Below are 26,570 nucleotides of genomic sequence, written 5' to 3' on the forward strand. Positions count from 1 at the left end.
GTATGTCAGAAAAATATGTTGAGCTCCAAATCGACAATCCAAATGAAGCTGTAATGCTTTTAGGAATGTCAGATGCAAATATAACATTGATTGAAGAAACTTATAGCGTACAAATTATTACGCGTGGGGAAGTCATACAAATTGCAGGTGACGATTTAGAAAAGAAAAATCAGGCATATGCAGTTTTGGAAGCGTTATTGAAAGTTATTCGAAAAAATATTAATATCGATCAGCGTGATGTGTCAACAGCCATTGAGATGGCCAGTAAAGGCACAATTGAATATTATGCGGAGCTATATGATGAAGAAATTGCGCGCAATACAAAAGGCAAGCCCATCCGTGCAAAAACGATCGGGCAGCGTGAGTACATCCGGGCAATCCGTCATAAAGACCTGATATTCGGAATTGGACCAGCCGGAACCGGTAAAACATATTTAGCGGTTGTGATGGCTACACAGGCATTAAAAAATGGTCATGTAAAGCGTATTATTTTAACACGCCCTGCCGTTGAAGCAGGCGAGTCTTTAGGGTTTTTGCCGGGGGATTTGAAGGAAAAAGTCGATCCGTATTTACGTCCGCTCTATGACGCCTTGCATGATATTTATGGACAGGAACAGACGCAGCGCCTAATTGAGCGCGGGACGATTGAAATCGCGCCGTTAGCGTACATGCGTGGCCGTACATTGGATGATGCGTTTGTCATTTTAGACGAAGCCCAAAACACAACACATCAGCAAATGAAGATGTTCTTAACGCGTTTAGGCTTTGGTTCGAAAATGGTCATTACAGGCGATAAAACGCAAATTGATTTACCTAAAAATACGGAATCCGGTCTAATTATTGCGGAGCGCACATTACGCTATGTAAAAGACATTCATTTCCAAATACTTGAACAAGGTGATGTAGTCCGTCACCCATTAGTAGCGAGAGTCATCCAGGCTTACACAGAGCAGGAATTATAAAAAGGAAACTTTCAACTTTATTGTAAGGTTGAAAGTTTTTTTATTGGGAAAAATGGCATGAAACTTATTGGAAAAATTTACGTATATAAACTAAAAGGAGGAATTCGTGACAATGTTCATTGGTATAAAGACATTTATCCCGCATTAACGGGTAGTAATTTATCTGTTTGGGATAATTGTTTAGCGCTAGAAGTAAGACTTCCAGCTTTGGCATAAAACAGAGATTGTGGTCAACTACCCGTAAAAGCCCGATTGGTTTGGGCCAACACGATGTTGGTCACACAAGCGTTGTCACAGGACGTGACGTTTTTAGCTTGTGTTCCTTTTAATCAGTGGGGATAAAAAGAACCCCCACAGATTGAAGTTAAACTTTATTTGAAAAACATACGTACTTTTCGTAACACCAAACATATAATTTTGATAAAATGAACATAGAAACAAAGGGAGGTGCATGATCATAGAAAGATTTAACAAGCTCATCCAACTAGTCAGCTTTCGCGCACTGTTAATCATCGTACTTGCGGCTACTGCACTTCTGCAGTTTTTCCTGATGATTGATAATGTTCGTGGCGTTACATATGATATCCAGCTAACTGAATTATCACCGGAAACGATTCGTTCTTCCAAAACAGTGGAAGATACGGTAAAGACAGAAATAGAAAGGGCAAATGCGGAGAAAGCCGTAGATCCTGTATACATATATAAAGATGAGGTTCCAAGTCAGCGTGCAACTTTTGTGACGACCATTTTTGATATCGCATTGGACGTGAAAAATGAGATTGCAAAGGCGGAGGAGGAAGTACCGCAAGATGAACAGGTTAAAATTCTGCGTTCAGCGCTAAAAGATATATTGGACAACCAGCAAACCCTGATTTTATCGGATGCACAGTTGGTGAATGTCTTAAGTGCACCACAGGCAAATCTTGAATCTGCACGTGATGCATTGGCGACATTGGTAGAAGTAAACTTAAATTATCCGCTTCGTAAGGAGAGCTTGCTGCCATACCGAAACGAACTGGAAAGCAAGATTCGCCAGCAGCCCTCAATATCCGAGGGGTTAATGAGTGTGGCAATCGTCATTGGTCGTGCAGCTATTGTTGAAACTGAAGTGCTTGATAGTGAAAAAACGGAGATTGCCAGACAGCAGGCAAAGGAAGCGGTGGAGCCGACACGTATTTTGCAAGGACAGATTATTGTCCAGGAAGGCGAAGTTATTACCCGCGAAATATACCGCCAGCTTGATTTGTTAGGAATGCTGGACAGTGAGGAATCGATTAAACCGATTGCCGGACTGATTATTTTGATTTTACTGCAAATGTCATTCCTGTTTGTTTTGTTTGACCGTTCGGAAAAAGACATTGCTTCAAAACGCAATGAACTGCTCGTGACAATTATTGTGTATGCGATTGCGTTAATCATGATGAAACTGATCGCGCTCATTTCAACGAATTTTGATTTGATGATTGCCTTCATTTTCCCGTCAGCGTTAGCGACAATGCTTGTTCGCGTACTGGCCAATGACCGTACCGCGAGTATTGTGACAATCATTACGGCTGCATCTGCAGGGATCATCTTTCATGAAGGGTTATCCGGTATTTTACAGATGGATACAGCGCTTTACATTTTATTTGGCGGATTCGCATCGATTATATTCATGCGCAGTCTGGAAAAACGGACAGACATTTTACAGGCGGTTGGTATTGTAATCCTTGTGAACATTGTATTTATCGCATTTTATATTTTAATGGGACAATCAGGTTACGGAATGAAGGAAGTTGCATTTTACGTTGCTGCAGCAATTATTTCCGGGTTATTATCCGGTGCTTTAATGATGGGGCTGCTTCCTTACTTTGAATCGGCATTCGGACTTTTATCGGTCGTGCGTCTGATTGAATTATCGAATCCGAACCACCCGCTGCTGAAGAAAATTTTGACGGAAACACCTGGTACGTATCACCATAGTATAATGGTTGCGAATCTGGCTGAAGCGGCATGTGAAGCGATCGGGGCGGATGGCTTGCTGGCAAGGGTCGGCTGCTATTATCATGATGTAGGAAAAACGCGAAGACCTCTATTTTTCATTGAAAACCAAATGGGGACAAATCCTCATGATACGATGGCACCCGAAAGTAGTGCGGAAATTATTATTGCGCATACTACAGATGGGGCAGAGCTCTTGCGCAAGCATAAAATGCCGCAGGAAATCATAGATATTTGTCTACAGCATCACGGGACAAGCACATTGAAATTCTTTTTGTTTAAGGCGAAGGAAGAAGGGAAAGAATTGGACGAAAGTATATTCCGATACCCGGGTCCAAAGCCACAGACGAAAGAAGCGGCAATCATCAGTATTGCGGATAGTGTGGAAGCGGCAGTCCGTTCGATGCAGCAGCCGAATGCTGAGAAAATACAGAAGCTTGTGCAATCGATTATTCAGGATCGTGTACAGGATGACCAGTTTGATGAATGTGATATTTCATTAAAAGAACTGAAAAAGATTGAAGACGTATTATGTGAAACATTGAATGGAACGTTCCACTCGCGTATTGAATATCCAAAGGAATAGTAGGAGGGAACAACATGTTATTAATTGATTTTTTAGATGAAACAAATGAAGTGAAAGAAGACCACTTGGAACTAGTGGAAAAATTACTGCAGCATGCAGCGGAGCAGGAAGGAATCGAGGACGGCTCGGAAGTGTCGGTTACGTTTGTGACAAATGAAGCGATCCATGAAATTAACCGTGAATACCGTGATAAGGACCAGCCTACTGATGTTATTTCTTTTGCAATGGAAGAAATGGGTGAAGGGGAACTGCAAATTATCGGTGAAGGGATTCCGCGTGTTTTAGGGGATATTATCATCTCGACAGACCGCACACGTGAACAGGCAGCCGAATATGGCCATACGTTTGAGCGTGAACTTGGCTTCTTGGCTGTCCATGGCTTTTTGCACCTGCTAGGCTATGATCATATGACACCGGAAGATGAAAAAGTCATGTTCGGGAAGCAAGATACGATTTTACAGTCATACGGCCTAGGTCGTGATATGAATGAATGTCCGTAAATTTTTTCGTTCTTTTCGTTATGCAATGGAAGGACTGTTTACGGCTTTACATGAACAGAATTTCAGATTTCACATAGCGAGTGCCATTATTGTCATAATGGCAGGCTTGTTGACAGGGTTATCGATCGTCGAATGGTGCATCATCATTTTCGTCATCGCTTTTGTCATAGGAGCCGAAATGATCAACACAGCAATCGAGCGTGTAGTGGACCTGGCATCACCGGAAATTCATCCGCTCGCCAAGCAGGCAAAGGATGTCGCGGCAGGGGCCGTACTTGTTTTTGCGCTCGCAAGTGTTATAATCGGACTACTCATATTTTTACCAAAATGGTTTTAAAAATAATGTTTTGGGGGAACCAAATTATGAACATGGAACAATTAATGGAACAATCTAAAATTGCACGTGAATTTGCTTATGTACCTTACTCGAAATTTAAAGTAGGTGCGGCTTTACTAGCTGAAGATGGTACAGTATACAACGGCTGCAATATTGAGAATGCAGGCTACAGCATGACAAACTGCGCAGAACGTACGGCGTTTTTCAAAGCAGTGTCAGAAGGCAATATGAAATTTAAAGCGCTGGCGGTCGTAGCAGATACACCGGGTCCATGTTCCCCATGCGGAGCTTGTCGACAAGTAATGAGTGAATTTTGTGCTCCGGATATGCCCGTCTACTTAACGAATATGAATGGTGACGTTCAACAAACAACGGTAGGTGAGCTGATCCCGGGTGCATTTAATACGGAGGATATGAAAAATGCAGGAAAATAAAGGATACAAATCGGGCTTCGTCTCGATTGTAGGTCGTCCTAATGTGGGCAAATCGACATTTTTAAACCGAGTAATCGGCCAAAAAATTGCGATTATGTCAGACAAACCACAAACGACACGTAATAAAGTACAAGGTGTATTAACACAACAAAACTCTCAAACGATTTTCATCGATACACCGGGCATTCATAAGCCGAAACATAAATTAGGCGAATTTATGCTGAAAACTTCACGCAACGCTTTACGTGAAGTCGATGTAATCATGTTTATGGTGAATGCTGAACAAGCGATCGGAAAAGGTGACGAATTCATCATCGAACTGCTGGAAGGCAATAAAACACCGGTATTTTTAATCATCAACAAAATCGATTTAGTGCACCCGGATGAACTGGTAAAAATCATTGATTCGTATAAAGATAAGTTTGACTTTGCGGAAATTATTCCAATTTCAGCATTACAGGGCAACAACGTAGAAAACTTATTAACGACAATCGAAAAGTATTTACCGGAAGGGCCTCAATATTACCCGGCAGATCAAGTAACAGACCACCCGGAACGATTCATTATTTCTGAGTTGATCCGTGAAAAGGTATTGCACTTAACTCGTGAAGAAATTCCGCATTCAATTGCAGTTGTCATTGAGCGCATTAAGCCACATGAAGAAAAAGAAAATATGATTCATGTTCAGGCAACGATCATGGTAGAACGCGATTCACAAAAAGGGATTGTCATCGGCAAACGCGGTGCCCTTTTAAAAGAAGTCGGCTCCCGTGCCCGCCAAGATATTGAAATGCTATTAGGCTCAAAAGTATACTTAGAGCTTTGGGTAAAAGTTCAAAAAGATTGGCGTAACAAGCAAACACATTTACGCGACTTCGGATTTAGAGAAGACGAGTATTAAGATGTAGCGAAGCACCCATTTTCTTAAGGAAAATGGGTGTATTTTAATGTTCTACTTTTCGTGCGTCTCGTTTTCGTGCGAGGAGGTTCTACTTTCGCCATGAAATATTCTCCATTTCTCATTGAATTGGCGAATAAGGTAGGCGTGTTCTACATTCCATGCGTGTTGTTCCACATTAGGATGAAAAGGTTCTACTTTCGGGCAGGGAGGTTCTACTTTTGCCATGAAATATTCTACATTCCTCATTAAATTGGCGAATAAGGTAAGCGCGTTCCACATTCAGTGAGTATTGTTCCACATTAGGATGAAAAGGTTCTACTTTCGGGCAGGGAGGTTCTCCTTTCGCCATGAAATATTCTCCATTTTCTATTTGTTTGGCAAATAAGGTATGCGTGTTCTACATTTCGTGAGTATTGTTCCACATTACGGAGAAATAGTTCTACTTTTGGGCAGGGAGGTTCTACTTTCGCCATGAAATATTCTACATCGCTCATTGAATTGGCGAATAAAGAAAGCGCGTCCCACTTTCCAATGAAAAGATTCTACTTCCAAGCCAAAACCTTCTACTTTTACCACTAAACTTTCTCCAAACCTCAACAACGAGTCCAATAAATTCTCCCACCCGATAACAACATTATTCTTGATTATAGCGAATGTTCTGCTACCATTTAATAAGGGAATATTTAACAGAAGTTAGCAGGTGAAACATTGAATAAATTAAATAAATTTTTATTGGCACTATGGACGGTATCACTCGCTTTACTATTTATTGTCATTGCGACTGCGGATCAGGACCCACCAATATTAGTCGCAGAAGGTCAAATGACTACCGAGGAAAACAACCCACCTGAAATAAAGTCAGAGAATGATCTAAATGAAACTGACAAACCGATCAGCAAACCTAAGGAACAAGTCACCAAGGAATCGATTCGTCTTGCAATGACAGGTGATATTTTGCTGCATTTAAGGCTTGCGAAATATGATGATTATACTTCATCTTTTGCAGCGGTGGTGCCGAAGATGCAAAGCTATGATTTTCTGATTGCCAATCAGGAATCGCCACCTGTCGGCAATGAGTATCCATTAAGCGGCTATCCGCGCTTTTCGAGTCCAGCCCATATTATTCGCGATCTCCAGCATGCAGGGGTGGATTTGGTGACGATAGCCAATAATCATATCGTCGACCAAGGTGAAAGTGGTATACGTACGGTCTTCAATAACCTGGAAGACTATCATATGCCATATGTCGGAGCTTATAAAAATAAAGAGGATCAGTCAGCACAACGCATTATCGAAATCGGATCGATAAAAATTGGACTGCTTGCCTATACGTATGGAACAAATGGACTTTATTTACCGAAGGAATCACCATTGCTCATTAATTATATCGATGAAGCAAAGATCAAAGCGGATGTCGAGGAATTAAAAAAAACGGTCGACGTCGTAGCAGTCTCGATGCACTGGGGATCAGAATATGTGTATGCAGCGAATGACAATCAAAAATATTATGCGGATATATTAAATAAAGCAGGTGTTGATATTATATTCGGGACTCACCCGCATGTACTCCAGCCGTATGACAAGCTGACAAATGAACAGGGGCAGGAAACGCATATTTTTTATTCTCTCGGTAATTTCTTTTCTACTATCTTAACAATACCAAACACGATGATTGGCGGGATTGCAAGCCTTGATATTACAAAGGAAGGCGACCGGATTACAATAGATAAACCTGAGCTTTATGCCACGTCTGTATTAAAGGATGCAGACGGAATTTATCGGGTTTATCCGTTAAAAGATGTGGAACAGCGCTCTGTAAAAAATCTGCAATGGGTAAAGAAAATCATGGGACAATCTGTAACCGTTTATTAAACTTTTCTATTGATAGTGCGGTATAATAGAGATACGAAAGAAATAGAAGGATGTGCAACAGATGCTACATAAATGGGAAGGCATCGTTTTAAAGGCGCGTGCTTATGGTGAATCCAATAAAATCGTGACCCTTATGACACGTGAAGCCGGTAAAGTCGCGTGTATGGCACGTGGAGCGAAAAAGCCGACGAGTCGTCTGGCAGGTGTAACACAAACATTTATGCATGGCTCGTTCTTAGTCCAGCGAACATCAGGCATGGGGACATTGCAGCAAGGGGAACATTTCAATTCGATGCGTCATATACAAACGGATATTGTGGCAACAGCCTATGCAAGCTATATCGTGGAAATTGTGGATCGCCTCGTTGAAGAAGGACGACCGGAACCTTATGCTTTTGATATATTAATACAGGCATTGAATGCAATTGAAGAAGGGTATGATCCTGAAGCAATTACATTATTTGTGGATTGGAAAATGCTCCCGTTTGCAGGGATCCAGCCGATTTTGCATGCATGTGCAGGGTGTGGAGCCGTTGATGGGGAATTTGCATTTTCATTTACACAAGGCGGATTTATCTGCCATCGTTGTTTCCATTTGGATCCGTATATTATTCGGTTGTCACCAACGCAGCTTAAGCTGATTCGCATGTTTTATACAGTGCCGATTGAACAAGTCGGCAAGCTGGATTTAAAACCGCAAACGAAACAATTTATAAAAAAAATTGTCACGACAATCTATGAAGAGCAAACAGGAATCCGTCTGAAATCACGCAACTTCATTGAGCAATTGGAGCGTACACCGTTACTGCAGCGTGAAAAGAAGGAAGAAGAATAAAATTATTGCCTAGGAAATAAAGCGAGTCGAAATTGCGTAGAATTGCGCAGACTCGCTTTGTTCTATTGAGGAGGGGAAATATTGCGCCAATTTGAAAATGAGCAGCTAACCGTATTTCAAAGTGTGTTATATCAAACGACATCAGCGGTAGTTAAAACAAAGGATGCTTTAATTGTTACGGACCCTAACTGGTTGCCGAATGAAGTTGCCGAAATAAAAGCCTATATCGATTCGGTTATTGAAGATCGGAAATTATATATTATTTATACACATAGTGATTATGATCATATTATTGCTGCAGGGGCCTTCCCGAATGCGACTACTATCGCCAGTGAAGCCTTTGTCAATAAAATAAATAAAGAAGAGGTATTGGAACAAATTCGTCAGTTTGATGCGCAGTACTATATCGAAAGGGATTATCCAGTTATTTATCCTCATATCGATATCGTCATAAAAGAAGATAGCCAAACAGTTGAGCTGCAGGACGTGACGTGTAGCTTTTATCGATCGCCAGGACATACGGCAGATGGCTTATTTACAGTTGTGGAGCCGTCCGGGATTTTATTGGCAGGGGATTATTTATCGAATGTCGAGTTTCCTTTTATCGAAGATTACGAAGCGTATTTGGCGACAATTCAAAAGGTACAGACAATTATTTCGCACAAAAAAATTGAAGTTCTCGTGCCGGGACATGGGACAACGACGAATAACAAAAATGAAATTCAAAAACGTATTGATGAGTCTTTATTATATTTAAATAATTTATCAGCCGACTGTGTGGATGAAACAGAATTGCAAAAGCTTTATCCGTTTTATAAAGGTTTAAAAGACATGCATAAACTAAATAAAGAAACGGTAAAAAATAGCCAAGGATTTAGGTCAAACTAAAATCCTTGGCTATTTTTATGGAAAATTAGTTGTTTGCCAGTTCATTCATCCGTTCCAGCACTCTTCGCTTACGGTATAGCATCATGCCTGCCTCGGCAATATCTTCAATCAATGACTTATTGATAAAGGCACCGAAAATCATACCGGCTACAGGAATCATTTGAAAGAGCTTCTTCATACCGAAGTTATCGCGGTACGTAAAGAAGACTTCCTGCCAGCCTTGTAGCTGGGAAACCATATTTTCTGCAGCGTTAGGTTTTTCATAATGTTGTGCCAGCTCGTTTAGTATAGCTTCTTTGCCGACTACATCCGAAGAGGCAAACTGCAGACATTTTACGATGAAAATACGCTCGGCTTTTTCATTTGGATCATAGCCATGGATCATGGCGATTTCCTGCAATGTTTTTAACGCAATTCCAAGAATAACTGGGATATCGAGTGCCAATGTAAACACACCGCCAAAGCCGGTTGACGCCCCTTGTACAGTCGCTACTTTTGCACGGTTTTTCTGCAGTTTCTCACTCAGTTCCACCATATCTTCAATTGGCATCTGTCCAATATCCTCCAAAGTCGAAACCGAATGCAACGTATGTTTTTGAATATGACGCATCATTGACTTTTCGCTTACTAAATATTTTCCACCTGTTTGGACATAGCTCACCAGTTCGTCGATCAAGACGGAAAGTTTCTCCTGTATGAATTTCGGTGTTAATTTATCGAGTATTTTAAAAGGGATACGGCCAATTTTCTCCCAAAACCATAAACCGCTTTGATCTTTTTCCCATAGTTGGATTGCTAATAAGTGATTTTCCAGCTGCTGTTGCGTTTCCATAAATCTAATCGCCCTCCCAATGGACATGTTCCTTATTTTACGTTTCATATAGGAAAAGGTTTCAGCAAGTTACTCGAATTGTGTCAGCAATGGGATGATATCTTCTTTTAACCGTTCATAAAACTCTTCTTCAAGCTTTAAGTGCTGATGATGGTGCATCTGTTCGAAAAGAGTGAACATATCATCGATTTTTTCTTTGGAAAAGCGGAAGTGATGATTAAAATGATCACGTTTTTGATCGTCGCTTAAATGCATATAACCCCGGATGATTGTAAACAATTGATTGTATTTTTTATTTGCCAGTTCATAAGCTTCGCGGCTCAAACGATCAAGTGCATTGCTCGGATCATCAAACTTTCTGTAAAATAACTGTGCTTCACGGTAAGTTTCAAGCTTCATATTTGCGGTGTAAAGGATGTGGTGCTGTGCGCGGTGTTCCGGGCATTCATATTGGAGTATAGCTTTTACGAGATGTGAAATTTTATCAAACGTGTCTAAAGGTGTATTGGATTTATCCTTTACCTGAAAAAACATAAAATCCCCTCCATCTATTACTTTCTTAGATTATAACTTATTTTTACGTTTAATTATCTAAATAATCTAAAAATTAAAAGCGTTTTTGTATATTTTTACAGGAAGATAATATAAAAAGGGGTGCTTTTGCTTTAGTGAATTAATTTCCGGAATACTTAAAGCTTGTGAGGGGGGGAGACCCTGTAAAAAGAAAAAACACTTTCTGCTCGAAATCGAACAGAAAGTGCCTTGTGAAATTAGAATTGTAAATGTTTTTCGATATAAGCTTTTACTTCAGCGATCGGCATACGGATTTGTTCCATTGAATCGCGGTGACGTACTGTTACTTGACCGTCTTCTTTTGAATCGAAATCGTATGTGATACAGAATGGTGTACCGATTTCGTCTTGACGGCGGTAACGTTTACCGATCGATTGTGACTCATCGTAATCAACCGGGAATGCTTTACGTAAATCTGCCCATACGTCGCCAGCTTCTTCCGATAATTTTTTAGAAAGTGGCAATACCGCTGCTTTGAATGGAGCTAGTGCAGGGTGGAAGCGTAATACTGTACGAGTATCGTCGCCTTCTAATTGCTCTTCTTCAAAAGCGTCACATAAGAATGCCAATGTTACACGGTCAGCACCTAATGATGGCTCGATACAGTATGGTACATAGCGCTCATTTGAAACAGGATCGATGTAAGTGAAATCTTCACCAGAATGTTCCATATGCTGCTTCAAGTCGAAATCTGTACGGTCTGCGATACCCCATAGTTCGCCCCAGCCGAATGGGAAGCGGAATTCGATATCTGTTGTCGCATTTGAATAGTGTGAAAGCTCATCATCTTCATGATCGCGTAAACGCATTGAATCTTCTTTCATACCTAATCCAAGAAGCCAGTTTTTACAGAACTCTTTCCAGTAAGAGTGCCACTCAAGGTCTTCACCTGGCTTACAGAAGAATTCAAGTTCCATTTGTTCGAATTCACGAGTACGGAATGTGAAGTTACCAGGTGTGATTTCGTTACGGAAAGATTTACCGATTTGGGCGATACCGAATGGTGTCTTTTTACGCATTGAACGTTGAACGTTTTTAAAGTTTACGAAAATACCCTGTGCTGTTTCCGGACGAAGGTAAATTTCATTTGATGATGATTCAGTTACACCTTGGTGCGTTTTGAACATTAAGTTGAATTGGCGGATATCTGTGAAATCGATTTTTCCGCAGTCCGGACAAGCTACTTCAAGCTCTTCCATTTTTTCTTTCATTTGATCGAACGTCATACCATCAACGATAATTTCTTTGCCTGTTTTTGTTAATGAAGCATCTTCAATCAATTTATCTGCACGGTGACGCGCTTTACATGCTTTACAGTCGATCATCGGGTCATTGAAGTTACCTACGTGACCAGATGCAACCCAAGCTTTTGGGTTCATTAAAATCGCTGCATCTAAACCTACGTTATGTTCAGATTCCTGAACGAACTTCAGCCACCAAGCTTTTTTAACGTTGTTTTTAAGTTCTACACCTAGTGGACCGTAATCCCAAGTGTTTGCTAAACCACCGTAAATATCAGATCCCGGAAATACGAATCCGCGGTGTTTTGCTAATGATACAATTGTCTCCATTGATTTTTCTGCCATGAAAAAAAACCTCCTGTTCGGTAATGAAAAAATAAAAGCACCCGTCTCCGGGCACAAAATCTCTGCCCGGGGACGAGTGCATCAAGACGATATACCCGCGGTTCCACCCCGCTTGTTTTTAATAAATTAAAAACCTCTTTTATAAAAATAGCTCAGGGGTGCCGTTTCTCAATTCAATGTAGGCTTGCACTATCCCTACTCGCTTATGTTAGAATTGATACTTATTAATCCCATCATCGCTTACATATTAATAATCATGAAACAACAAGTGCGTTGTTCGCTAATATTGTAGCATGGGTTTGTTTTCTTCGCAATATAGAAGGAAATAGTATATAATAATTAAGGATAAAGTATAACATTATTTGAAGCGGGTGAGTCCAATCGAACTCAATAAACGTCAAGATGTAATCTTGCAAATTGTAAAAGAAAATGGCCCTATTACGGGCGAACATATCGCTGAGCGCCTTGGATTAACGCGCGCTACATTGAGACCGGATCTAGCTATACTAACGATGGCTGGATTTTTAGATGCGCGCCCACGTGTCGGCTACTTCTATGCTGGTAAAAAAACAACGGCAGCCTTTACGGAATCAATGCTGAACTTAAAAGTAAAAGATTTTCAGTCAATCCCGGTAGTTGTTCCGGATGATATGACCGTCTATGATGCGATTATCCATATGTTTTCCGAGGATGTCGGAACACTGTTCGTTATTGATAAAGATGAAATATTACAAGGTGTGCTGTCTCGAAAAGATTTACTTCGTTCGAGTATCGGAACACAGGATTTAAATAAAATGCCTGTGCATATAATTATGACGAGAATGCCGAATATCGCCTATTGTGTTAATTCGGATTCATTGATCGTCACGGCCAAAAAGTTAATAGAACGAGAGATCGATTCCATGCCGGTTGTTGAAGAAACAGAGAAGGGCTTGGTCATTACCGGTCGTTTAACAAAGACGAATATTACACGTGCGTTTATTTCGTTAGCTGAAACGCATGATTTATAGGTGACCTTATGAAAAAATTGACGATATTTGTTGTATCAGATTCGGTCGGTGAAACTGGAGAAGCTGCTGTGAAAGCGGTAGTAAGCCAGTTTCGGCCAAATTTTGAAAAAGTAAGGATTCGAAAATTTCCGCATATTGCTAATGTGGATGTGCTGGAGAAAATTGTCCAAATTGCGATTGCAAATGAAGCAACGATTGTTTTTACACTTGTTGAAAAGCAGATGAGACAAGCACTTCAAAAAATCGCAGCAGAATATAAGGTTCATGCAATCGACTTATTGGGATCGATGCTTGACCTGATTGAAACTTCATTTGATGAAATGCCGCTGCAAAAGCCGGGACTTGTCCATCAGTTGGATGATGATTATTTCAAAAAGATTGAAGCAATCGAATTTGCTGTTAAATTTGATGACGGGCAGGACCCGCGCGGCATATTGCTGGCGGACATCGTTTTAGTCGGAGTATCTAGAACATCCAAAACCCCGCTATCCCAATACTTGGCGCATAAACGGTATAAAGTGGCGAATGTGCCGCTCGTTCCGGAAGTGGAACCACCGGCTGAATTAATGCAGATTGATCCGAAAAAATGCTTCGGATTAGTCATAACACCGGAAAAGCTTAACAATATTCGAAAAGAGCGTCTAATAACGTTAGGATTAACGGAAAATGCATTTTATGCACAACATGCTAGAATTGAGCAGGAAATTAGCTATTTTTATAGTATTGTTGATAAAATAGGTTGTCGAACGATAGATGTTACAAATCGTGCAGTCGAAGAAACAGCACACAAAATAATCGATATGCTAGAGCTTGATTGTCGATAGCATCCATAGCCGCCTCTTCAAAAAGGAAGAGGAGGTTTTTTTGGTGGAATAATATTCGAGATTTTTTAGAAACTAAGTGAACTATACTTTTGCTCCAGAAAACTCTCGCATGTTTTGCTAAATTTCGACATTTTTAGTTATATTCTGATTATTTTTTTGAAATTATATAGCAACAATAGTCTTTTTGTTTTATAATAATAAAATTGTGGTAAAAATAATTATTATAGGGTAATTACAAATTTGTAATAAGAAATTTTGTCGTATTTTAGAGGATATTTGTAATTTATCTCGAATACTGTAGATGGTGATAATGTGGCTGGAAAAATACCCGAACATGTGATTGAACAAATTCGCTCGCAGTCCGATATAGTCGATGTCATTAGCGATTATATGCAGTTAACGAAAAGAGGGCGCAACTATTTTGGATTATGTCCATTTCATGGTGAGCAAACACCCTCTTTTTCCGTATCCAGCGATAAGCAGATATTTCACTGTTTTGGCTGTGGGGCAGGAGGAAACGCCATTACTTTTGTAATGGATATGGAACAACTGTCGTTTCCGGATGCACTCATTAAACTAAGTCAACGTGCGGGAATCCCGCTTGAAATGGAAATGTCGACAGATCAATCGGTGTCGAATTCGCCCATTTCAAAAAAAGAGCAGCAAATGCGAGAGGCTCATACGTTTGCAGTGGAGTTTTATCATCATATTTTAATGAACACAGAAGATGGCGAACCTGCATTAAATTATTTGCTTGAAAGAGGATTTACACGTGAGCAAATCGAAACACATCAGATAGGGTGGGCGTTGCCGAATTGGGACACGCTGTCAATCTTACTGGAGCGTAAAGGATTTGATCCTGAAGAAATGGCTGAAAGCGGTCTGATTATCCGTAAAGAAAGTGATGACAGCTACTTTGACCGTTTCCGGGGACGGATTATGTTTCCGATCCGGGATGAAAACGGGAAAACGATTGCATTTTCAGGCAGGATTTTAAATTCCGATGGCGAAGATGCTAAGTACTTAAATAGTCCTGAAACGCCGATCTTCCATAAAAGTCAAGTACTTTATAATTTGGATAAGGCGCGGGCATCTATTCGTAAATCAAGACAAGTAATTTTAATGGAAGGCTTTATTGATGTTTTAGCAGCAAACCAAGCAGGTATATACAATGCTGTAGCAACGATGGGTACGTCTCTGACACCCCAGCATATTACAAAGCTCAAACGCTTAGTTCAGCAAATTACGATTTGCTATGATGGTGATAATGCTGGTTTCGAGGCTGCCAAGCGCGCTGCACAGATGCTTCATCAAGAACAGATTAAAGTTGAGGTCGCTGTTTTACCAGATAAACTTGACCCGGACGAATACATTCGGACACACGGTCAAGAGGCATTTAAAAATCAAATAATAGAAAAGCCGCACGCTTATATTGCATTTATGATGATGCATGCGAAACGCGGCAAAAATTTTCAATTTGAAAATGACACACTTCAATACATTCAAGAAGTTCTGGAAACATTAAAAAATAATACTTCTCCAACTGAACGTGATTTATACATTCGTCAATTGGCAAATGAAACAAATATTTCCCAAGAGGCGATCAGTACCCAATTAAGAAAAATGGTCGCAGATAATGTAAAAGAGCAGAAACGCGATCAGAAAATGGTGGAAGAACCAACACCTCTTCTCCAAAGGGAGCGTAAAAAAGATGCGACAGACCGTGCGGAAAGTATACTTTTAGCACATATGTTGCATGATGTAAATATTGTGAATAAAGTTCTCAGAGAGGGAAATAACGAACCTTTCATTCATGAGGAATATTTATCGGTATTTGTTCGTTTAATTGGTTTTTACGAAGAATATGAAATGGCTGATTTCCATCGATTCGTCGAAGTGTTGGATGATCATGATTTACGAAAAATCGTGATGGATGCTGCGTTACTTGAACGTGACCCTGATAATGGTGAAGCGGAGATAATTGATTGTTTAAAACAAATCGAAAAACGCCGATTAGAACTAAAGATTGAACAATTAAAGCACGATCAAAAAGAAGCAGAAAAAATGCATGAGCATAGACGAGCACTTGAGATTGCCCAACAGATAATTGCATTGAATAGAAAGATAAAAATGGGCGTTTAACGCGATTTGTTTTTAGAAGGAGGAAGGTTTATGGCGGACAAGTCAAAACATTCAAAAGATACGGTAGTAAACGGGGTTTCATTAGAGCAGGTAAAAAAGCAACTTTTAGCTAAAGCAAAACAGGTTGGCGAAATGTCAATGAAGGAAATCTCTGAAACATTAGCATTTTTCGAACTGGAAAATGAAGAGATTTTCAACTTTGCCGATGAAATCGAAAAAAATGATGTAACAGTTGAAGGAAAAGAAGAATTTGAAGAAGAAGCGCTATCTAAGCAAGAATCAAGCGAAGAAGCTTTCGACTTAAATGATTTAAGTGTTCCTCCTGGCGTTAAAATTAATGACCCGGTACGTATGTATTTAAAAGAAATCGGACGTGTGGATTTACTTTCTGCAGATCAGGAAATCCGTTTAGCGGAACGTATCGAACAAGGTGACGAAGAAGCACGTAAACGCCTTGCCGAAGCAAACTTACGTCTTGTAGTATCGATTGCAAAACGTTATGTCGGCCGTGGCATGCTGTTCTTGGATCTTATTCAGGAAGGTAACATGGGTCTGATCAAAGCGGTTGAAAAATTTGATCACCGTAAAGGATTCAAATTCTCGACTTATGCAACTTGGTGGATCCGTCAGGCGATTACGCGTGCGATTGCTGACCAGGCACGTACAATCCGTATTCCGGTACACATGGTTGAAACAATCAACAAATTAATCCGTGTACAACGTCAGCTTCTTCAGGATTTAGGCCGTGAACCTTCTCCAGAGGAAATTGGAGAGGAAATGGATTTAACACCTGAAAAAGTTCGTGAAATTCTTAAAATCGCTCAAGAGCCTGTATCATTGGAAACACCAATCGGGGAAGAAGATGATTCTCATTTAGGTGATTTTATTGAAGACTCGGAAGCACAATCTCCTTCTGATCACGCAGCATATGAGCTATTGAAGGAACAGTTAGAGGACGTGCTGGATACATTAACAGACCGTGAAGAAAACGTATTACGTTTACGTTTCGGTTTAGATGATGGCCGTACACGCACTTTAGAAGAAGTAGGGAAAGTGTTTGGCGTTACACGTGAACGTATTCGTCAAATCGAGGCGAAAGCATTACGTAAATTGCGTCATCCATCTCGCTCAAAACGCTTAAAAGATTTCTTAGAATAAGCTAAACAGAGAAAAGATGAAGGAGTATATTACTCTTCATCTTTTTTTGTGTAAATATAGCAGGTAATTACTATTTTTCGAGAATAATGGTATAGCTTTTTACCGATGTTGTTCATCCGGGAATTATTTAAAATAGGATAGAGCATATAAATACAGATTTGGGGCGAAATGATGTCAAATCCTAAAAAACAAATTATTATGAATGAAATCAAGTTCTGGAAACAAAACAAAATGTTACCGGAACATTATTGCGATTTTTTAATGACCCTTTATTCGGAAGGGAACCAACAGGAAGAAATTGAAGGAAAATCAAAAAATGCAGTCATTAATGTCGAAAAACGTAAAAACCGCAGTATATCGATGTTCTTCCCGATTAGTGCAATTGTGATTATGTTGCTGCTGTTTACAATGCAGTTCGAATGGGTTGTCATTGCAGTAGCCGCTGTATTTGCGGCAGGCTGTCTGATCGGGGCGATTTATTTTGCAAAAAGAAATCATGTAATGGCTGTAATGCTGCAGCTGGCGACCGCCTTATCCATTTTAGGTGTGACATTGAAAGTGAGTACAACGTATTTTGCCGGCAATAATGAAATACTGTATATAATTCTTATTGTAAATTGTGTATTTTGGCTCGTAAGCGGTCTTATGCTGAAAATCATCTATTTTACGATTTCAGGCATTCTCGGGTTAATTGCGATCATTGCTGCATGGATTTATTTTCTATAGAAAATCCGAAGTAATACATATATTTATATTATTCTTCTAGGCTATGCGGAAGTTTTCGAACTTTCACGCATAGCTTTTTTGTGTCTATTTTACAAAATACTCTGCAAAATACATATATTTTCTGTAAAAATACATATTTTTAGATTACAATAGAGTGGAAATGAAATAGGCTGAGAGGATGAATGGTATGCATTTTGATTTAACAACAGAGCAAGCAATGTTACAAAAGATGATACGTGAGTTTTCGGATGAAGTAGTGGCACCAGGAGCAGTCGAGCGTGATAAAACGAAAGCCTTCCCAGTAGAAATTTTTAAAGAACTTTCCGATATGGGCATTATGGGACTGCCGTTTCCTGAACAATACGGTGGGGCTGGTGCAGATACAATCAGCTTTGCAATCGTGACAGAAGAGTTGAGCCGTACATGTGCTTCAACAGGTATTACATATTCGGCTCATATTTCCCTAGGCGGCGCACCACTGCATTTATTCGGTACGGAGGGGCAGAAGGAAAAATACTTAACGCCGATCTGTACAGGGGAATCATTCGGTGCTTTCGGTTTAACAGAGCCTAATGCCGGTTCTGATGCAGGTGGTACAGAAACTACTGCTGTGTTGGATAATGGCGAATTTGTCATTAACGGGTCGAAGGTTTTTATTACAAATGCAAGTTATGCCAAACATTTAGCGTTAACAGCAATCACAAATCGGGATGGAAACAAAAAAGAAATTAGCGCCATTATTGTCCCGACCGATGCCAAAGGTTTTACGATCAAATCGGAATACGAAAAGATGGGCTTGAATGCTTCGAATACAACAGAATTGATTTTAGAAAATGTTCACGTACCGGAAGAAAACTTGCTTGGGGTCCGGGGGAATGGCTTTAAGCAGTTTTTAACGACGCTGGACGGCGGTCGGATCGGTATTGCGGCAATGGCTGTCGGAATCGCCCAGGGCGCATTAAATAAAGCGGTTCAATACGCAAAAGAACGCAAGCAATTCGGGAAGGCGCTGGCGGATTTCCAGGCAACCCAGTTTAAATTAGCGGATATGGAGGTAAAAATACAATTAGCGCGGACATTCGTATACAAAGCGGCATGGCTGAAAGATCAGGGACGTCCTTTTGGAAAAGAAGCGGCGATCGCCAAATACTATGCTTCCGAAATGGCGATGGAAGTGTGCGATGAGGCCATTCAGATTCATGGCGGCTACGGCTATATGAAAGAATATGAAGTAGAACGTTATTTACGTGATGCAAAACTATTAGAAATCGGTGAAGGAACGTCCGAAGTACAGAAAATGGTAATTGCAAGACATATATTATGATAGAAATAGCAAATTGGTAAAATTGTTACAAAGCTAGTAAAACTTGTTCGTAAAGTCTTTCAGTTTTCTATAGAATCAAGTACAATTAATATTGTTTACTAGGCAAAAGTCTAGCATGAAATAGAATATTTAATGAGGGAGGGGAACGCAATGAGAAACAATCCACTTATTCCATACGTACTTATCATGGCATTCGGTATCGGACTAATTTTCTTCATGTCATTTGAGGGTGCAGCTGATAAAAACAGTGCGGACGGCGATCATTCAGGGGAAACTGCTGAATTAAATGGTGAAGATATTGCTCAAAATAACTGTATTTCGTGCCACGGTGGTGATTTAACTGGTGGTGGAGGTCCTTCAATCGTTGGATTAGATCCTGAGCATATTAAAGACTACGCATTAAACGGTTCGGAAAACGGCAATATGCCGCCAATTCTTAAAAACGAAGCGGAAGCAGATGCAGTAGCCGAGTATATTTCAGGTTTATAATGAATAGCCAAGTGCAGAAAATGGAGTGATCCTGTTCTGCACTTTTTTATATTCTGGAAAGAGACGTTTATGTAAAAGTTCTATATAATAGGGGTAGTTTGTGATATAGAAAAGAGGATATATAAATATGAACGCACAAAAACTTTCAAAACGACTTGAAACGGTCGCTTCATTTGTCCCGACAGGAGCAATTGTAGCGGATATCGGAAGTGACCATGCCTATTTACCATGTTATTTAGTGCATAAAGGAATTGCTGCGCGTGCAGTAGCGGGTGAAGTTGTAAAAGGACCTTATGAATCAGCTGTCAAACAAGTTCGCACAGAAGGCTTAACAGATAAAATTACAGTACGCATGGCAGATGGTCTGGCGGCTGTCGAAGAAGCGGATGAAATTACAGCTGTGACGATTGCAGGAATGGGCGGACCACTGATCGTATCCATTTTAGAAAAGCATCCACAAGCTTTAAAAACGGTAACCCGTTTAATTTTGCAGCCGAATATTCATGCAAAAGCGATCCGTGAATGGGCAATGGCAAATGGCTGGGCGATCCAGGATGAGGTCATTTTAGAAGAGGACGGTAAAATTTATGAAGTCCTAGTTTTACAGCGTGGGGAAATGAAATTAAACGAAGCGCAAACTTTGCTTGGGCCAAAGCTGATGGAAACGAAAGTACCGGTTTTCATCGAAAAATGGTCACGTGAAATCGCAAATTGGCAGCGTGTACAACAAGCGATTTCAGAAGCCGAAAAAACGCCTGAAAATCAGGAAAAGTATGACCAACTTACACACTACATTAAAATGGTACAGGAGGCGATTGCGTGAAATCCGTAAACGGCAACGAGATTATCCAACTATTTGAATCATGGTCACCCAAAAAATATGCATGCATGCCGAATGACCCGATTGGATTGGCCATTGGTACGTTAAATAAGCCGGTTACAAAAGTGCTTGTCACACTGGATGTGACAAATGAAGTCGTGGATGAGGCAATCGACAACGGCTGTGAGCTTATTATTGCACACCATCCGCCGATCTTCATGAAACTTTCGAACTTGCGTACAGACAATCCGAAAGGGGCATTGTATGAAAAGTGCCTGAAAAATGATATTGCAGTATATGCAGCACATACGAATCTCGATGTAGCACCGGGCGGAGTCAATGATTTACTGGCAGATGCACTAAAATTGGAAGAACGTAAAATACTGGATGTTACATTCGAAGAGAAAATGATGAAGCTAGCTGTATTCGTTCCTAACGATGATGCAGATGCTTTACGTGACGTGCTGGCTAAAGCCGGAGCGGGCCGTTTAGGGCACTATGAGGCGTGCAGCTATACATTGCAAGGCAAAGGCCGTTTCCGTGCCACAGAAGGAGCAGATCCGGCTGTAGGGGAGATCGGTGAGCTTCACATCGAGGAAGAGGAAAAGGTGGAAGTCGTGTTCCCGCAATCGATGAAAAATAAAATTTTAAAGGCAATGCTTAATAACCACCCGTACGAAGAACCTGCATATGACCTGTTTACAATGGATGTCGACACGAATGAACAAGGCCTTGGCCGTATCGGGAAGTTAAAAGAGCCGATGACATTACGGGAGTTTGCCGAGTTCGTGAAAGTGCAGCTGGACGTGCCTTGTCTGCGTGCAGTCGGACCGTTGGATCGTACTGTAAAGAAGGTAGCAGTAGTCGGTGGTGACGGCAATAAATATATTCGTGCTGCAAAATATGCCGGGGCGGATGTATTTGTAACAGGAGATATCGGCTTCCATATGGCACAGGATGCAGAGGTGGATGGTCTAAGCATTATTGATCCGGGTCACCACGTCGAAAAAGTCATGATTAAAGGTGTTGCTGAAAAAATGACTTCTCTATGTGATGATAAAAAATTGCCGGTTGAATTTATCCAGTCCAAAATTAATACGGAACCGTTCCAGTTTATTTAATCAGGAATAACAAAAATCTCAATTTTCTCCGGCAGAAGAAAATTGAGATTTTTTCTTTATTAGTAAGGCATGATCTTTTCAACTGGTTTTGGTGCTTTAATTTTCGGTAAAATTTTGTCCAATGTCACGGAACGTACGATTTCATGTGTTGAAGGATCGTTTTTATCAAACTTTTCAAGGAATGAAATAACTTCCTTAACGATTGGTGTCGGTGTTGAAGCACCTGCAGTTACTGCTACTGTTTCAACGTTTTCTAGCCATTCAATTTGCAGCTCTGAAACATCCGAGATGCGGTAAGATGGTGTTCCGGCAATTTCCACCGATACTTGTGTCAAACGGTTTGAGTTGTTTGATTTTGGATCGCCCACTACGATTAATAAGTCGGAAGCACCAGCCTGTTCAGCAACGGCTTCTTGGCGAACTTGTGTCGCTAGGCAAATTTCTTTATGCACTTCTACATGCGGGAATTTTTCTTTTAAACTATCCATCAGGAATGCAACGTCCCATTGACTCATTGTCGTTTGGTTTGTTACTAGAATTTTATCATTTTCAAAAGATAAATTATCGATATCTTTCATCGATTGAACTAAGTGAACGTGATCCGGTGCAACGCCGATTGCGCCTTCCGGTTCAGGATGTCCCTTTTTACCGATATAAATAATATCGTAGCCCTCTGCTGTTTTTTCGCGGATTAAGTCGTGTGTCACCGTAACGTCCGGGCAAGTCGCATCAATTGATACGAGTCCTTTACGTTTTGCGATTTCACGAATTTCAGGTGATACACCGTGTGCCGTGAAAATAACGGTACCTTGCTCTACTTGTTCGATTATTTCTTTACGGTTTTCGCCATCAAGCGTAATGATGCCATCTTGTTCAAATGCATCTGTAACATGTTTATTGTGTACAATCATACCTAAAATGTAGATTGGTCTTGGTAATGTCGGATCAAGTGCGGCATTGCGTGCAATGACCATAGCGTCAACTACCCCATAGCAGTACCCACGCGGATTAATTTTAACAACTTTCATTTATACGTAACTCCTTTCAAAGCCCTGTAATTTCATTATATAGGACGTGTATGCTTTATTCAAAGTTCGCTTACTGAAATCTCTATTAAATTCGGTCAAAAAAGCAGTATATATCAAATGATAGCGCAAGTACAGGAATTTGCGAACGTTTGCTATAATAGCAGAAATAAATAAAACGTAAAGTGGGGGAAATGGGATGGCGTTTTCTTTTTTTAAGAGGAACAAAACGGCAGCGTTAAAAAATCAGGTGGAGTTTTGCATGACGAATTTATCGCTCGGCGCAGCAGATGTATATGATGTGTTGCTGGAACGCGATGATATAGATATAACGGAATCCGGCTGTACATCAAACTGTGAAATTTGCGAATGTAATTTATTTGCGATTGTAAATGGTGAGCTTATAAAAGCGGAAAATGCCGATAAACTTTTACAACATGTTGAAAAAGAGCTGGAAGAAAATTCTGTCCATTATTAAAAACCAAAAGATAAAAATAAAGCTACTCCATCATACAAAGGAGAGGACTCGTAATAGTAAAAAACGAATCTGCACTCATTTGCATGGGGTAGCTTTTTATGGTGTTATTATTCAAAAGGCGGCTGAAATATTTTCGGTAAAGACGGTTTTGTTGTAATTTTCTCTTCAACTGGCTCTTGTTCTCGCCGGTTCCCTCGAGGATTCATTCTTTCTCTCATTCGTTCTCTTGGTCGCTCCTGTTCTTGCGGCATCGAAACAGTAGAAGATTCGAGCGGGTCCGATGTGTCTTTAAATCCTTTGTATAAACGCCATAAAGCGGGCAGATTTTTAAACATTGGTGCTGCCTGCTGAATATAAGGCGTGAACTTTTGGGCATTATTAAATAAAGAGTTTGCTCCTGATAAAAATCCTTCAAGTTTCGGTACACTCCCTGCTCCAGCTCCTGGTATAGGTGCTTGAGGAGGAATTGGCATATGGTTCATAAACTGGCCAGCTCCGGGAATTGGTCCTGCTCCAGGTATCGGACCTATCCCTGCTGCCGGACCTCGCATCATGTATGGTGCATACATTGGGAAGCGTGGTGCAACCGGCATTTGATTCATCATTGCTTGGGGTTGGAAGTAATAAGGTGGGCGCATAATTAACTCCTTTCTAAAAATCGACATGATATTACAATTTTCTTTCATAAATTCGTCCCAACTGTTTGACGTTGAAACTATTTACCGTTATGATATGCAGATGGTCACTTAAATGTACGAATTATAGTACAATAGGAAAGATGTAAGGAGGTACGTGAATGTCAAAATATACTGATTATCAATTCAAGCCATTTTTGCAGGACGCCATTGCAAAGCTTGGATTTACAGAACCGACACCCATTCAAAAAGAAATGATTCCACTCGTATTAAAAGGAAAGAGTGCAATCGGACAAGCTCATACAGGTACAGGGAAAACACATAGTTTTTTATTGCCAATCGTGGAGCGTATTGTAGAAGAAAAGCAAGAAGTACAGGCGGTTATTACATCGCCAACACGTGAGCTGGCGCAACAGATTTTTGATGCATTAAACCAGTTGGTTGAAGGAACAGAAATTTCAACTAAATTATTTATCGGTGGTACGGACAAACAACGTACAATCGACCGTTTAAAAACACAGCCGCAAATCGTTGTAGGTACACCTGGTCGTATTAAAGATTTAGTAAAAGAAAATGCATTGCTTGTTCACACTGCCCCGATTTTAGTTGTCGATGAAGCAGACTTGGCATTTGACATGGGCTTCATTGAAGATATCGACGGTTTTGCGTCGCATATGCCTGAAAAGCTTGAAATGTTCGTGTTCTCAGCGACAATTCCAGAAAAATTAAAACCATTCTTGAAGAAATACATGGATTCACCAGTCCATATTCATATGAATGACAAACGCCCGGTAGCGGAAGGTATTGATTTTGTATTGGTGCCTGTACGTTCGAAAGCGCGTAATACACGTTTACTTGAAGTAATTAAAGGAATCAATCCATTCCTTGCTGTTATTTTCTGTAACACACGTAAAAATGCAGAAGCTGTCGCAAGCTTTTTAGCAGAACAAGGGGTCCGTGCAGGACAAATCCACGGTGATTTAAGCCCGCGTGACCGTAAAAAAATGATGAAGCAAGTACGTGATCTTGAGTTCCAATATATCGTAGCAACAGATTTAGCTGCACGCGGTATTGATATTCAAGGAATTTCGCATGTCATCAACTATGAAATTCCTGAAGATCTTGAATTCTTCATTCACCGAGTTGGTCGTACAGCACGTGCCGGTTCTAAAGGTACAGCGATTACGTTATACCAGCCGGAAGATGAGGATGCAGTAGTACGCATCGAAAAAATGGGCATCCCATTTGTACAAAAAGATATTAAAAATGGCGAATGGTCAGATTTAAAAGACCGTCACCAACGTGCAAACCGTAAAGGTGAGCGTAAAGAAGATGAAATTGATGTGAAAGCCAAAGCCCTCGTACGTAAGCCGAAGAAAGTAAAACCAGGCTATAAACGTAATATGAAGTGGGAAATGGAAAAAGTGAAAAAACGCGAACGCCGTATTAAAGCGCGCCGCAACAATAGATAATTTTACAAGGGGCTGCTTAGAAAGATATTTCTACGCAGCCTGTTTGTTCGTTAAATGGAGGAAAGTTAAATGTTATTAGGTTCACATGTTTCAATGAGCGGAAAGAAAATGCTGCTAGGTGCCAGTGAAGAAGCATTAAGCTATGGTGCCAATACTTTTATGATCTATACAGGCGCACCTCAAAATACGCGCAGAAAGCCGATTGAAGAGCTGAATATTATGAAGGGCCTTCTTCATATGAAAGAAAACGGCCTTTCAAACATTGTTGTTCATGCACCTTATATTATTAATTTAGGGAATACGACAAAGCCGGAAACGTTTGAGCTGGGCGTAAACTTTTTGCAGGAAGAGATTAAACGTACCGCTGCACTTGAAGCGACACAAATCGTGCTGCATCCGGGTGCCCATGTCGGTGCGGGCGTTGATGCGGGTATTGAACGCATTGTAGAAGGTCTAAATGAAGTACTGACACAGGACTATCCGGTACAGATCGCACTCGAAACAATGGCGGGCAAAGGCACTGAAATCGGTCGTACATTTGAAGAATTGGCACGTATTATCGATGGCGTGACAAACAATGAGCGCCTGTCGATTTGTATGGACACTTGCCATATTCATGATGCGGGCTATGATGTTGTTAATGATTTTGACGGTGTGTTAAATGAATTCGACAAAACAATCGGGTTGGACCGTTTAAAAGTACTGCACATCAATGATTCGAAAAATGTGCGCGGTGCTGCAAAAGACCGTCATGAAAATATCGGTTTCGGCGAGATCGGTTTTGAGGCGATGCATTATATTGTGCATCATCCACAGTTAATGCATTTACCGAAAATATTGGAAACACCATTTGTCGGTCCGGATGCGAAAAACAAACAAGCGCCATATTTACACGAAATTGCGATGCTTCGCAACAGTGAATTCCAGCCGGCATTAATTGATGCTCTGCGCGAATAATAACAAAATGAAAACATACTTTGCATAAATTTGATGCAAAGTATGTTTTTTTGCGTTTTTTATGACATAATTTGTTATAATAAGTTAACTGTAAATTAGAAAA

General features: G+C 40.4%; 26 protein-coding genes. 21 read left to right on the top strand and 5 right to left on the bottom strand.

The genetic code is table 11. The features are described from left to right. The first annotated feature begins 2 nt into the window (after positions 1-2). The 9 genes from MKY27_RS05285 (at position 3) to MKY27_RS05325 (ending at position 9,295) form a co-directional block, all read left to right on the top strand. Positions 3-962 carry a PhoH family protein gene (locus MKY27_RS05285; protein WP_008403135.1) on the top strand — a complete coding sequence of 320 codons (960 nt, stop codon included), beginning with the start codon at positions 3-5 and terminating at the stop codon, positions 960-962. A gap of 451 nt (positions 963-1,413) precedes the next feature. Then, positions 1,414-3,528 carry an HDIG domain-containing metalloprotein gene (locus MKY27_RS05290; protein ID WP_339198313.1) on the top strand — a complete coding sequence of 705 codons (2,115 nt, stop codon included), beginning with the start codon at positions 1,414-1,416 and terminating at the stop codon, positions 3,526-3,528. Between the two features lie 14 nt (positions 3,529-3,542). Continuing rightward, positions 3,543-4,028 carry an rRNA maturation RNase YbeY gene (gene ybeY, locus MKY27_RS05295; protein WP_339198315.1) on the top strand — a complete coding sequence of 162 codons (486 nt, stop codon included), beginning with the start codon at positions 3,543-3,545 and terminating at the stop codon, positions 4,026-4,028. After that, the gene (locus MKY27_RS05300; RefSeq protein ID WP_339175686.1) at positions 4,015-4,365 is read left to right on the top strand and encodes a diacylglycerol kinase family protein; all 351 of its coding nucleotides are present in this window, start codon (positions 4,015-4,017) and stop codon (positions 4,363-4,365) included. Before ybeY ends, MKY27_RS05300 begins: the two co-directional genes overlap by 14 nt. Before the next feature lie 26 nt (positions 4,366-4,391). Then, the gene (locus MKY27_RS05305; RefSeq protein ID WP_079525607.1) at positions 4,392-4,799 is read left to right on the top strand and encodes a cytidine deaminase; all 408 of its coding nucleotides are present in this window, start codon (positions 4,392-4,394) and stop codon (positions 4,797-4,799) included. Then, entirely contained in the window at positions 4,786-5,700 is a 915-nt protein-coding gene (gene era, locus MKY27_RS05310; protein WP_339175687.1) for a GTPase Era, read from the top strand. Before MKY27_RS05305 ends, era begins: the two co-directional genes overlap by 14 nt. A 708-nt stretch (positions 5,701-6,408) precedes the next feature. After that, complete coding sequence (locus tag MKY27_RS05315) at positions 6,409-7,572, top strand: CapA family protein (protein WP_339198318.1); 1,164 nt, start codon at positions 6,409-6,411, stop codon at positions 7,570-7,572. A 61-nt stretch (positions 7,573-7,633) separates the two neighbouring features. Further along, the gene (recO, locus tag MKY27_RS05320) at positions 7,634-8,407 is read left to right on the top strand and encodes a DNA repair protein RecO (protein WP_339175690.1); all 774 of its coding nucleotides are present in this window, start codon (positions 7,634-7,636) and stop codon (positions 8,405-8,407) included. An 81-nt stretch (positions 8,408-8,488) separates the two neighbouring features. After that, on the top strand, positions 8,489-9,295 hold the full coding sequence (locus MKY27_RS05325) for an MBL fold metallo-hydrolase (RefSeq protein WP_339198320.1): 807 nt from the start codon (positions 8,489-8,491) through the stop codon (positions 9,293-9,295). A 25-nt stretch (positions 9,296-9,320) separates the two neighbouring features. Here the strand turns inward: MKY27_RS05325 and MKY27_RS05330 are convergent, their stop codons facing one another. From MKY27_RS05330 to MKY27_RS05340, 3 genes are all read right to left on the bottom strand, one after another. Continuing rightward, positions 9,321-10,127: an EcsC family protein gene (locus tag MKY27_RS05330; RefSeq protein WP_339198322.1), complete on the bottom strand. Its 807-nt coding sequence runs from the start codon at positions 10,125-10,127 to the stop codon at positions 9,321-9,323. A 69-nt stretch (positions 10,128-10,196) separates the two neighbouring features. Then, positions 10,197-10,661: a hypothetical protein gene (locus tag MKY27_RS05335; RefSeq protein WP_339198324.1), complete on the bottom strand. Its 465-nt coding sequence runs from the start codon at positions 10,659-10,661 to the stop codon at positions 10,197-10,199. Positions 10,662-10,897: 236 nt separating this feature from the next. Further along, on the bottom strand, positions 10,898-12,286 hold the full coding sequence (locus MKY27_RS05340; RefSeq protein ID WP_339175705.1) for a glycine--tRNA ligase: 1,389 nt from the start codon (positions 12,284-12,286) through the stop codon (positions 10,898-10,900). 371 nt (positions 12,287-12,657) lie between these two features. Between MKY27_RS05340 and MKY27_RS05345 the strand changes: the two genes are divergently transcribed. The 9 genes from MKY27_RS05345 (at position 12,658) to MKY27_RS05385 (ending at position 21,900) form a co-directional block, all read left to right on the top strand. Further along, positions 12,658-13,296, top strand: a complete 639-nt coding sequence (locus tag MKY27_RS05345; protein ID WP_339198327.1) for a helix-turn-helix transcriptional regulator — start codon at positions 12,658-12,660, stop codon at positions 13,294-13,296. 8 nt (positions 13,297-13,304) lie between these two features. Next, positions 13,305-14,120: a pyruvate, water dikinase regulatory protein gene (locus tag MKY27_RS05350; protein WP_339198329.1), complete on the top strand. Its 816-nt coding sequence runs from the start codon at positions 13,305-13,307 to the stop codon at positions 14,118-14,120. A gap of 312 nt (positions 14,121-14,432) precedes the next feature. Next, a complete protein-coding gene (dnaG, locus tag MKY27_RS05355) occupies positions 14,433-16,262 on the top strand; it encodes a DNA primase (protein ID WP_339175708.1) in 1,830 nt (609 codons plus the stop codon). Between the two features lie 30 nt (positions 16,263-16,292). After that, complete coding sequence (rpoD, locus tag MKY27_RS05360; RefSeq protein WP_339175709.1) at positions 16,293-17,420, top strand: RNA polymerase sigma factor RpoD; 1,128 nt, start codon at positions 16,293-16,295, stop codon at positions 17,418-17,420. 171 nt (positions 17,421-17,591) lie between these two features. Then, complete coding sequence (locus MKY27_RS05365; RefSeq protein ID WP_339198331.1) at positions 17,592-18,146, top strand: hypothetical protein; 555 nt, start codon at positions 17,592-17,594, stop codon at positions 18,144-18,146. Positions 18,147-18,333: 187 nt separating this feature from the next. After that, on the top strand, positions 18,334-19,470 hold the full coding sequence (locus tag MKY27_RS05370) for an acyl-CoA dehydrogenase family protein (protein ID WP_339198334.1): 1,137 nt from the start codon (positions 18,334-18,336) through the stop codon (positions 19,468-19,470). Between the two features lie 150 nt (positions 19,471-19,620). Then, positions 19,621-19,959, top strand: a complete 339-nt coding sequence (locus MKY27_RS05375) for a cytochrome c (RefSeq protein WP_339198337.1) — start codon at positions 19,621-19,623, stop codon at positions 19,957-19,959. A gap of 127 nt (positions 19,960-20,086) precedes the next feature. Further along, positions 20,087-20,782: a tRNA (adenine(22)-N(1))-methyltransferase TrmK gene (locus MKY27_RS05380; protein ID WP_339198341.1), complete on the top strand. Its 696-nt coding sequence runs from the start codon at positions 20,087-20,089 to the stop codon at positions 20,780-20,782. Next, entirely contained in the window at positions 20,779-21,900 is a 1,122-nt protein-coding gene (locus tag MKY27_RS05385) for a Nif3-like dinuclear metal center hexameric protein (protein ID WP_339198344.1), read from the top strand. The genes MKY27_RS05380 and MKY27_RS05385 overlap by 4 nt, the downstream gene beginning before the upstream one ends. 59 nt (positions 21,901-21,959) lie before the next feature. Here the strand turns inward: MKY27_RS05385 and MKY27_RS05390 are convergent, their stop codons facing one another. Continuing rightward, positions 21,960-22,928, bottom strand: a complete 969-nt coding sequence (locus MKY27_RS05390) for a 4-hydroxy-3-methylbut-2-enyl diphosphate reductase (RefSeq protein WP_339175718.1) — start codon at positions 22,926-22,928, stop codon at positions 21,960-21,962. A 196-nt stretch (positions 22,929-23,124) separates the two neighbouring features. On the opposite strand from MKY27_RS05390, the gene MKY27_RS05395 reads away from it, so the two are divergent. Beyond that, positions 23,125-23,403: a DUF1450 domain-containing protein gene (locus MKY27_RS05395; RefSeq protein ID WP_339198346.1), complete on the top strand. Its 279-nt coding sequence runs from the start codon at positions 23,125-23,127 to the stop codon at positions 23,401-23,403. Positions 23,404-23,510: 107 nt separating this feature from the next. On the opposite strand, the gene vrrA is transcribed toward MKY27_RS05395, so the two are convergent. Further along, complete coding sequence (gene vrrA, locus MKY27_RS05400; protein WP_339198349.1) at positions 23,511-24,089, bottom strand: VrrA/YqfQ family protein; 579 nt, start codon at positions 24,087-24,089, stop codon at positions 23,511-23,513. A gap of 110 nt (positions 24,090-24,199) precedes the next feature. Here vrrA and MKY27_RS05405 point away from each other — a divergent pair, with 110 nt between their 5' ends. Beyond that, on the top strand, positions 24,200-25,510 hold the full coding sequence (locus MKY27_RS05405) for a DEAD/DEAH box helicase (RefSeq protein ID WP_339198351.1): 1,311 nt from the start codon (positions 24,200-24,202) through the stop codon (positions 25,508-25,510). A 69-nt stretch (positions 25,511-25,579) separates the two neighbouring features. Continuing rightward, complete coding sequence (locus MKY27_RS05410; protein ID WP_339198353.1) at positions 25,580-26,467, top strand: deoxyribonuclease IV; 888 nt, start codon at positions 25,580-25,582, stop codon at positions 26,465-26,467. The last annotated feature ends 103 nt before the right edge of the window (positions 26,468-26,570 follow it).

It is taken from the genome of Solibacillus sp. FSL R5-0449 (assembly GCF_037975215.1).
In the GTDB taxonomy this organism is placed as follows: Bacteria; Bacillota; Bacilli; order Bacillales_A; family Planococcaceae; genus Solibacillus.

Excerpts from the sequence above, each read along its gene's own strand:
- MKY27_RS05410 (WP_339198353.1), top strand. The coding sequence starts at position 25,580 with ATGTTATTAGGTTCACATGTTTCAATGAGCGGAAAGAAAATGCTGCTA.
- MKY27_RS05405 (WP_339198351.1), top strand. The coding sequence starts at position 24,200 with ATGTCAAAATATACTGATTATCAATTCAAGCCATTTTTGCAGGACGCC.
- MKY27_RS05335 (WP_339198324.1), bottom strand. The coding sequence starts at position 10,661 with ATGTTTTTTCAGGTAAAGGATAAATCCAATACACCTTTAGACACGTTT.
- era (WP_339175687.1), top strand. The coding sequence starts at position 4,786 with ATGCAGGAAAATAAAGGATACAAATCGGGCTTCGTCTCGATTGTAGGT.
- MKY27_RS05290 (WP_339198313.1), top strand. The coding sequence starts at position 1,414 with ATGATCATAGAAAGATTTAACAAGCTCATCCAACTAGTCAGCTTTCGC.
- MKY27_RS05390 (WP_339175718.1), bottom strand. The coding sequence starts at position 22,928 with ATGAAAGTTGTTAAAATTAATCCGCGTGGGTACTGCTATGGGGTAGTT.
- MKY27_RS05370 (WP_339198334.1), top strand. The coding sequence starts at position 18,334 with ATGCATTTTGATTTAACAACAGAGCAAGCAATGTTACAAAAGATGATA.
- MKY27_RS05300 (WP_339175686.1), top strand. The coding sequence starts at position 4,015 with ATGAATGTCCGTAAATTTTTTCGTTCTTTTCGTTATGCAATGGAAGGA.
- vrrA (WP_339198349.1), bottom strand. The coding sequence starts at position 24,089 with ATGAAAGAAAATTGTAATATCATGTCGATTTTTAGAAAGGAGTTAATT.
- ybeY (WP_339198315.1), top strand. The coding sequence starts at position 3,543 with ATGTTATTAATTGATTTTTTAGATGAAACAAATGAAGTGAAAGAAGAC.
- MKY27_RS05330 (WP_339198322.1), bottom strand. The coding sequence starts at position 10,127 with ATGGAAACGCAACAGCAGCTGGAAAATCACTTATTAGCAATCCAACTA.
- recO (WP_339175690.1), top strand. The coding sequence starts at position 7,634 with ATGCTACATAAATGGGAAGGCATCGTTTTAAAGGCGCGTGCTTATGGT.
- MKY27_RS05305 (WP_079525607.1), top strand. The coding sequence starts at position 4,392 with ATGAACATGGAACAATTAATGGAACAATCTAAAATTGCACGTGAATTT.
- MKY27_RS05375 (WP_339198337.1), top strand. The coding sequence starts at position 19,621 with ATGAGAAACAATCCACTTATTCCATACGTACTTATCATGGCATTCGGT.
- MKY27_RS05285 (WP_008403135.1), top strand. The coding sequence starts at position 3 with ATGTCAGAAAAATATGTTGAGCTCCAAATCGACAATCCAAATGAAGCT.
- MKY27_RS05350 (WP_339198329.1), top strand. The coding sequence starts at position 13,305 with ATGAAAAAATTGACGATATTTGTTGTATCAGATTCGGTCGGTGAAACT.
- MKY27_RS05365 (WP_339198331.1), top strand. The coding sequence starts at position 17,592 with ATGTCAAATCCTAAAAAACAAATTATTATGAATGAAATCAAGTTCTGG.
- rpoD (WP_339175709.1), top strand. The coding sequence starts at position 16,293 with ATGGCGGACAAGTCAAAACATTCAAAAGATACGGTAGTAAACGGGGTT.
- MKY27_RS05380 (WP_339198341.1), top strand. The coding sequence starts at position 20,087 with ATGAACGCACAAAAACTTTCAAAACGACTTGAAACGGTCGCTTCATTT.
- MKY27_RS05340 (WP_339175705.1), bottom strand. The coding sequence starts at position 12,286 with ATGGCAGAAAAATCAATGGAGACAATTGTATCATTAGCAAAACACCGC.
- MKY27_RS05395 (WP_339198346.1), top strand. The coding sequence starts at position 23,125 with ATGGCGTTTTCTTTTTTTAAGAGGAACAAAACGGCAGCGTTAAAAAAT.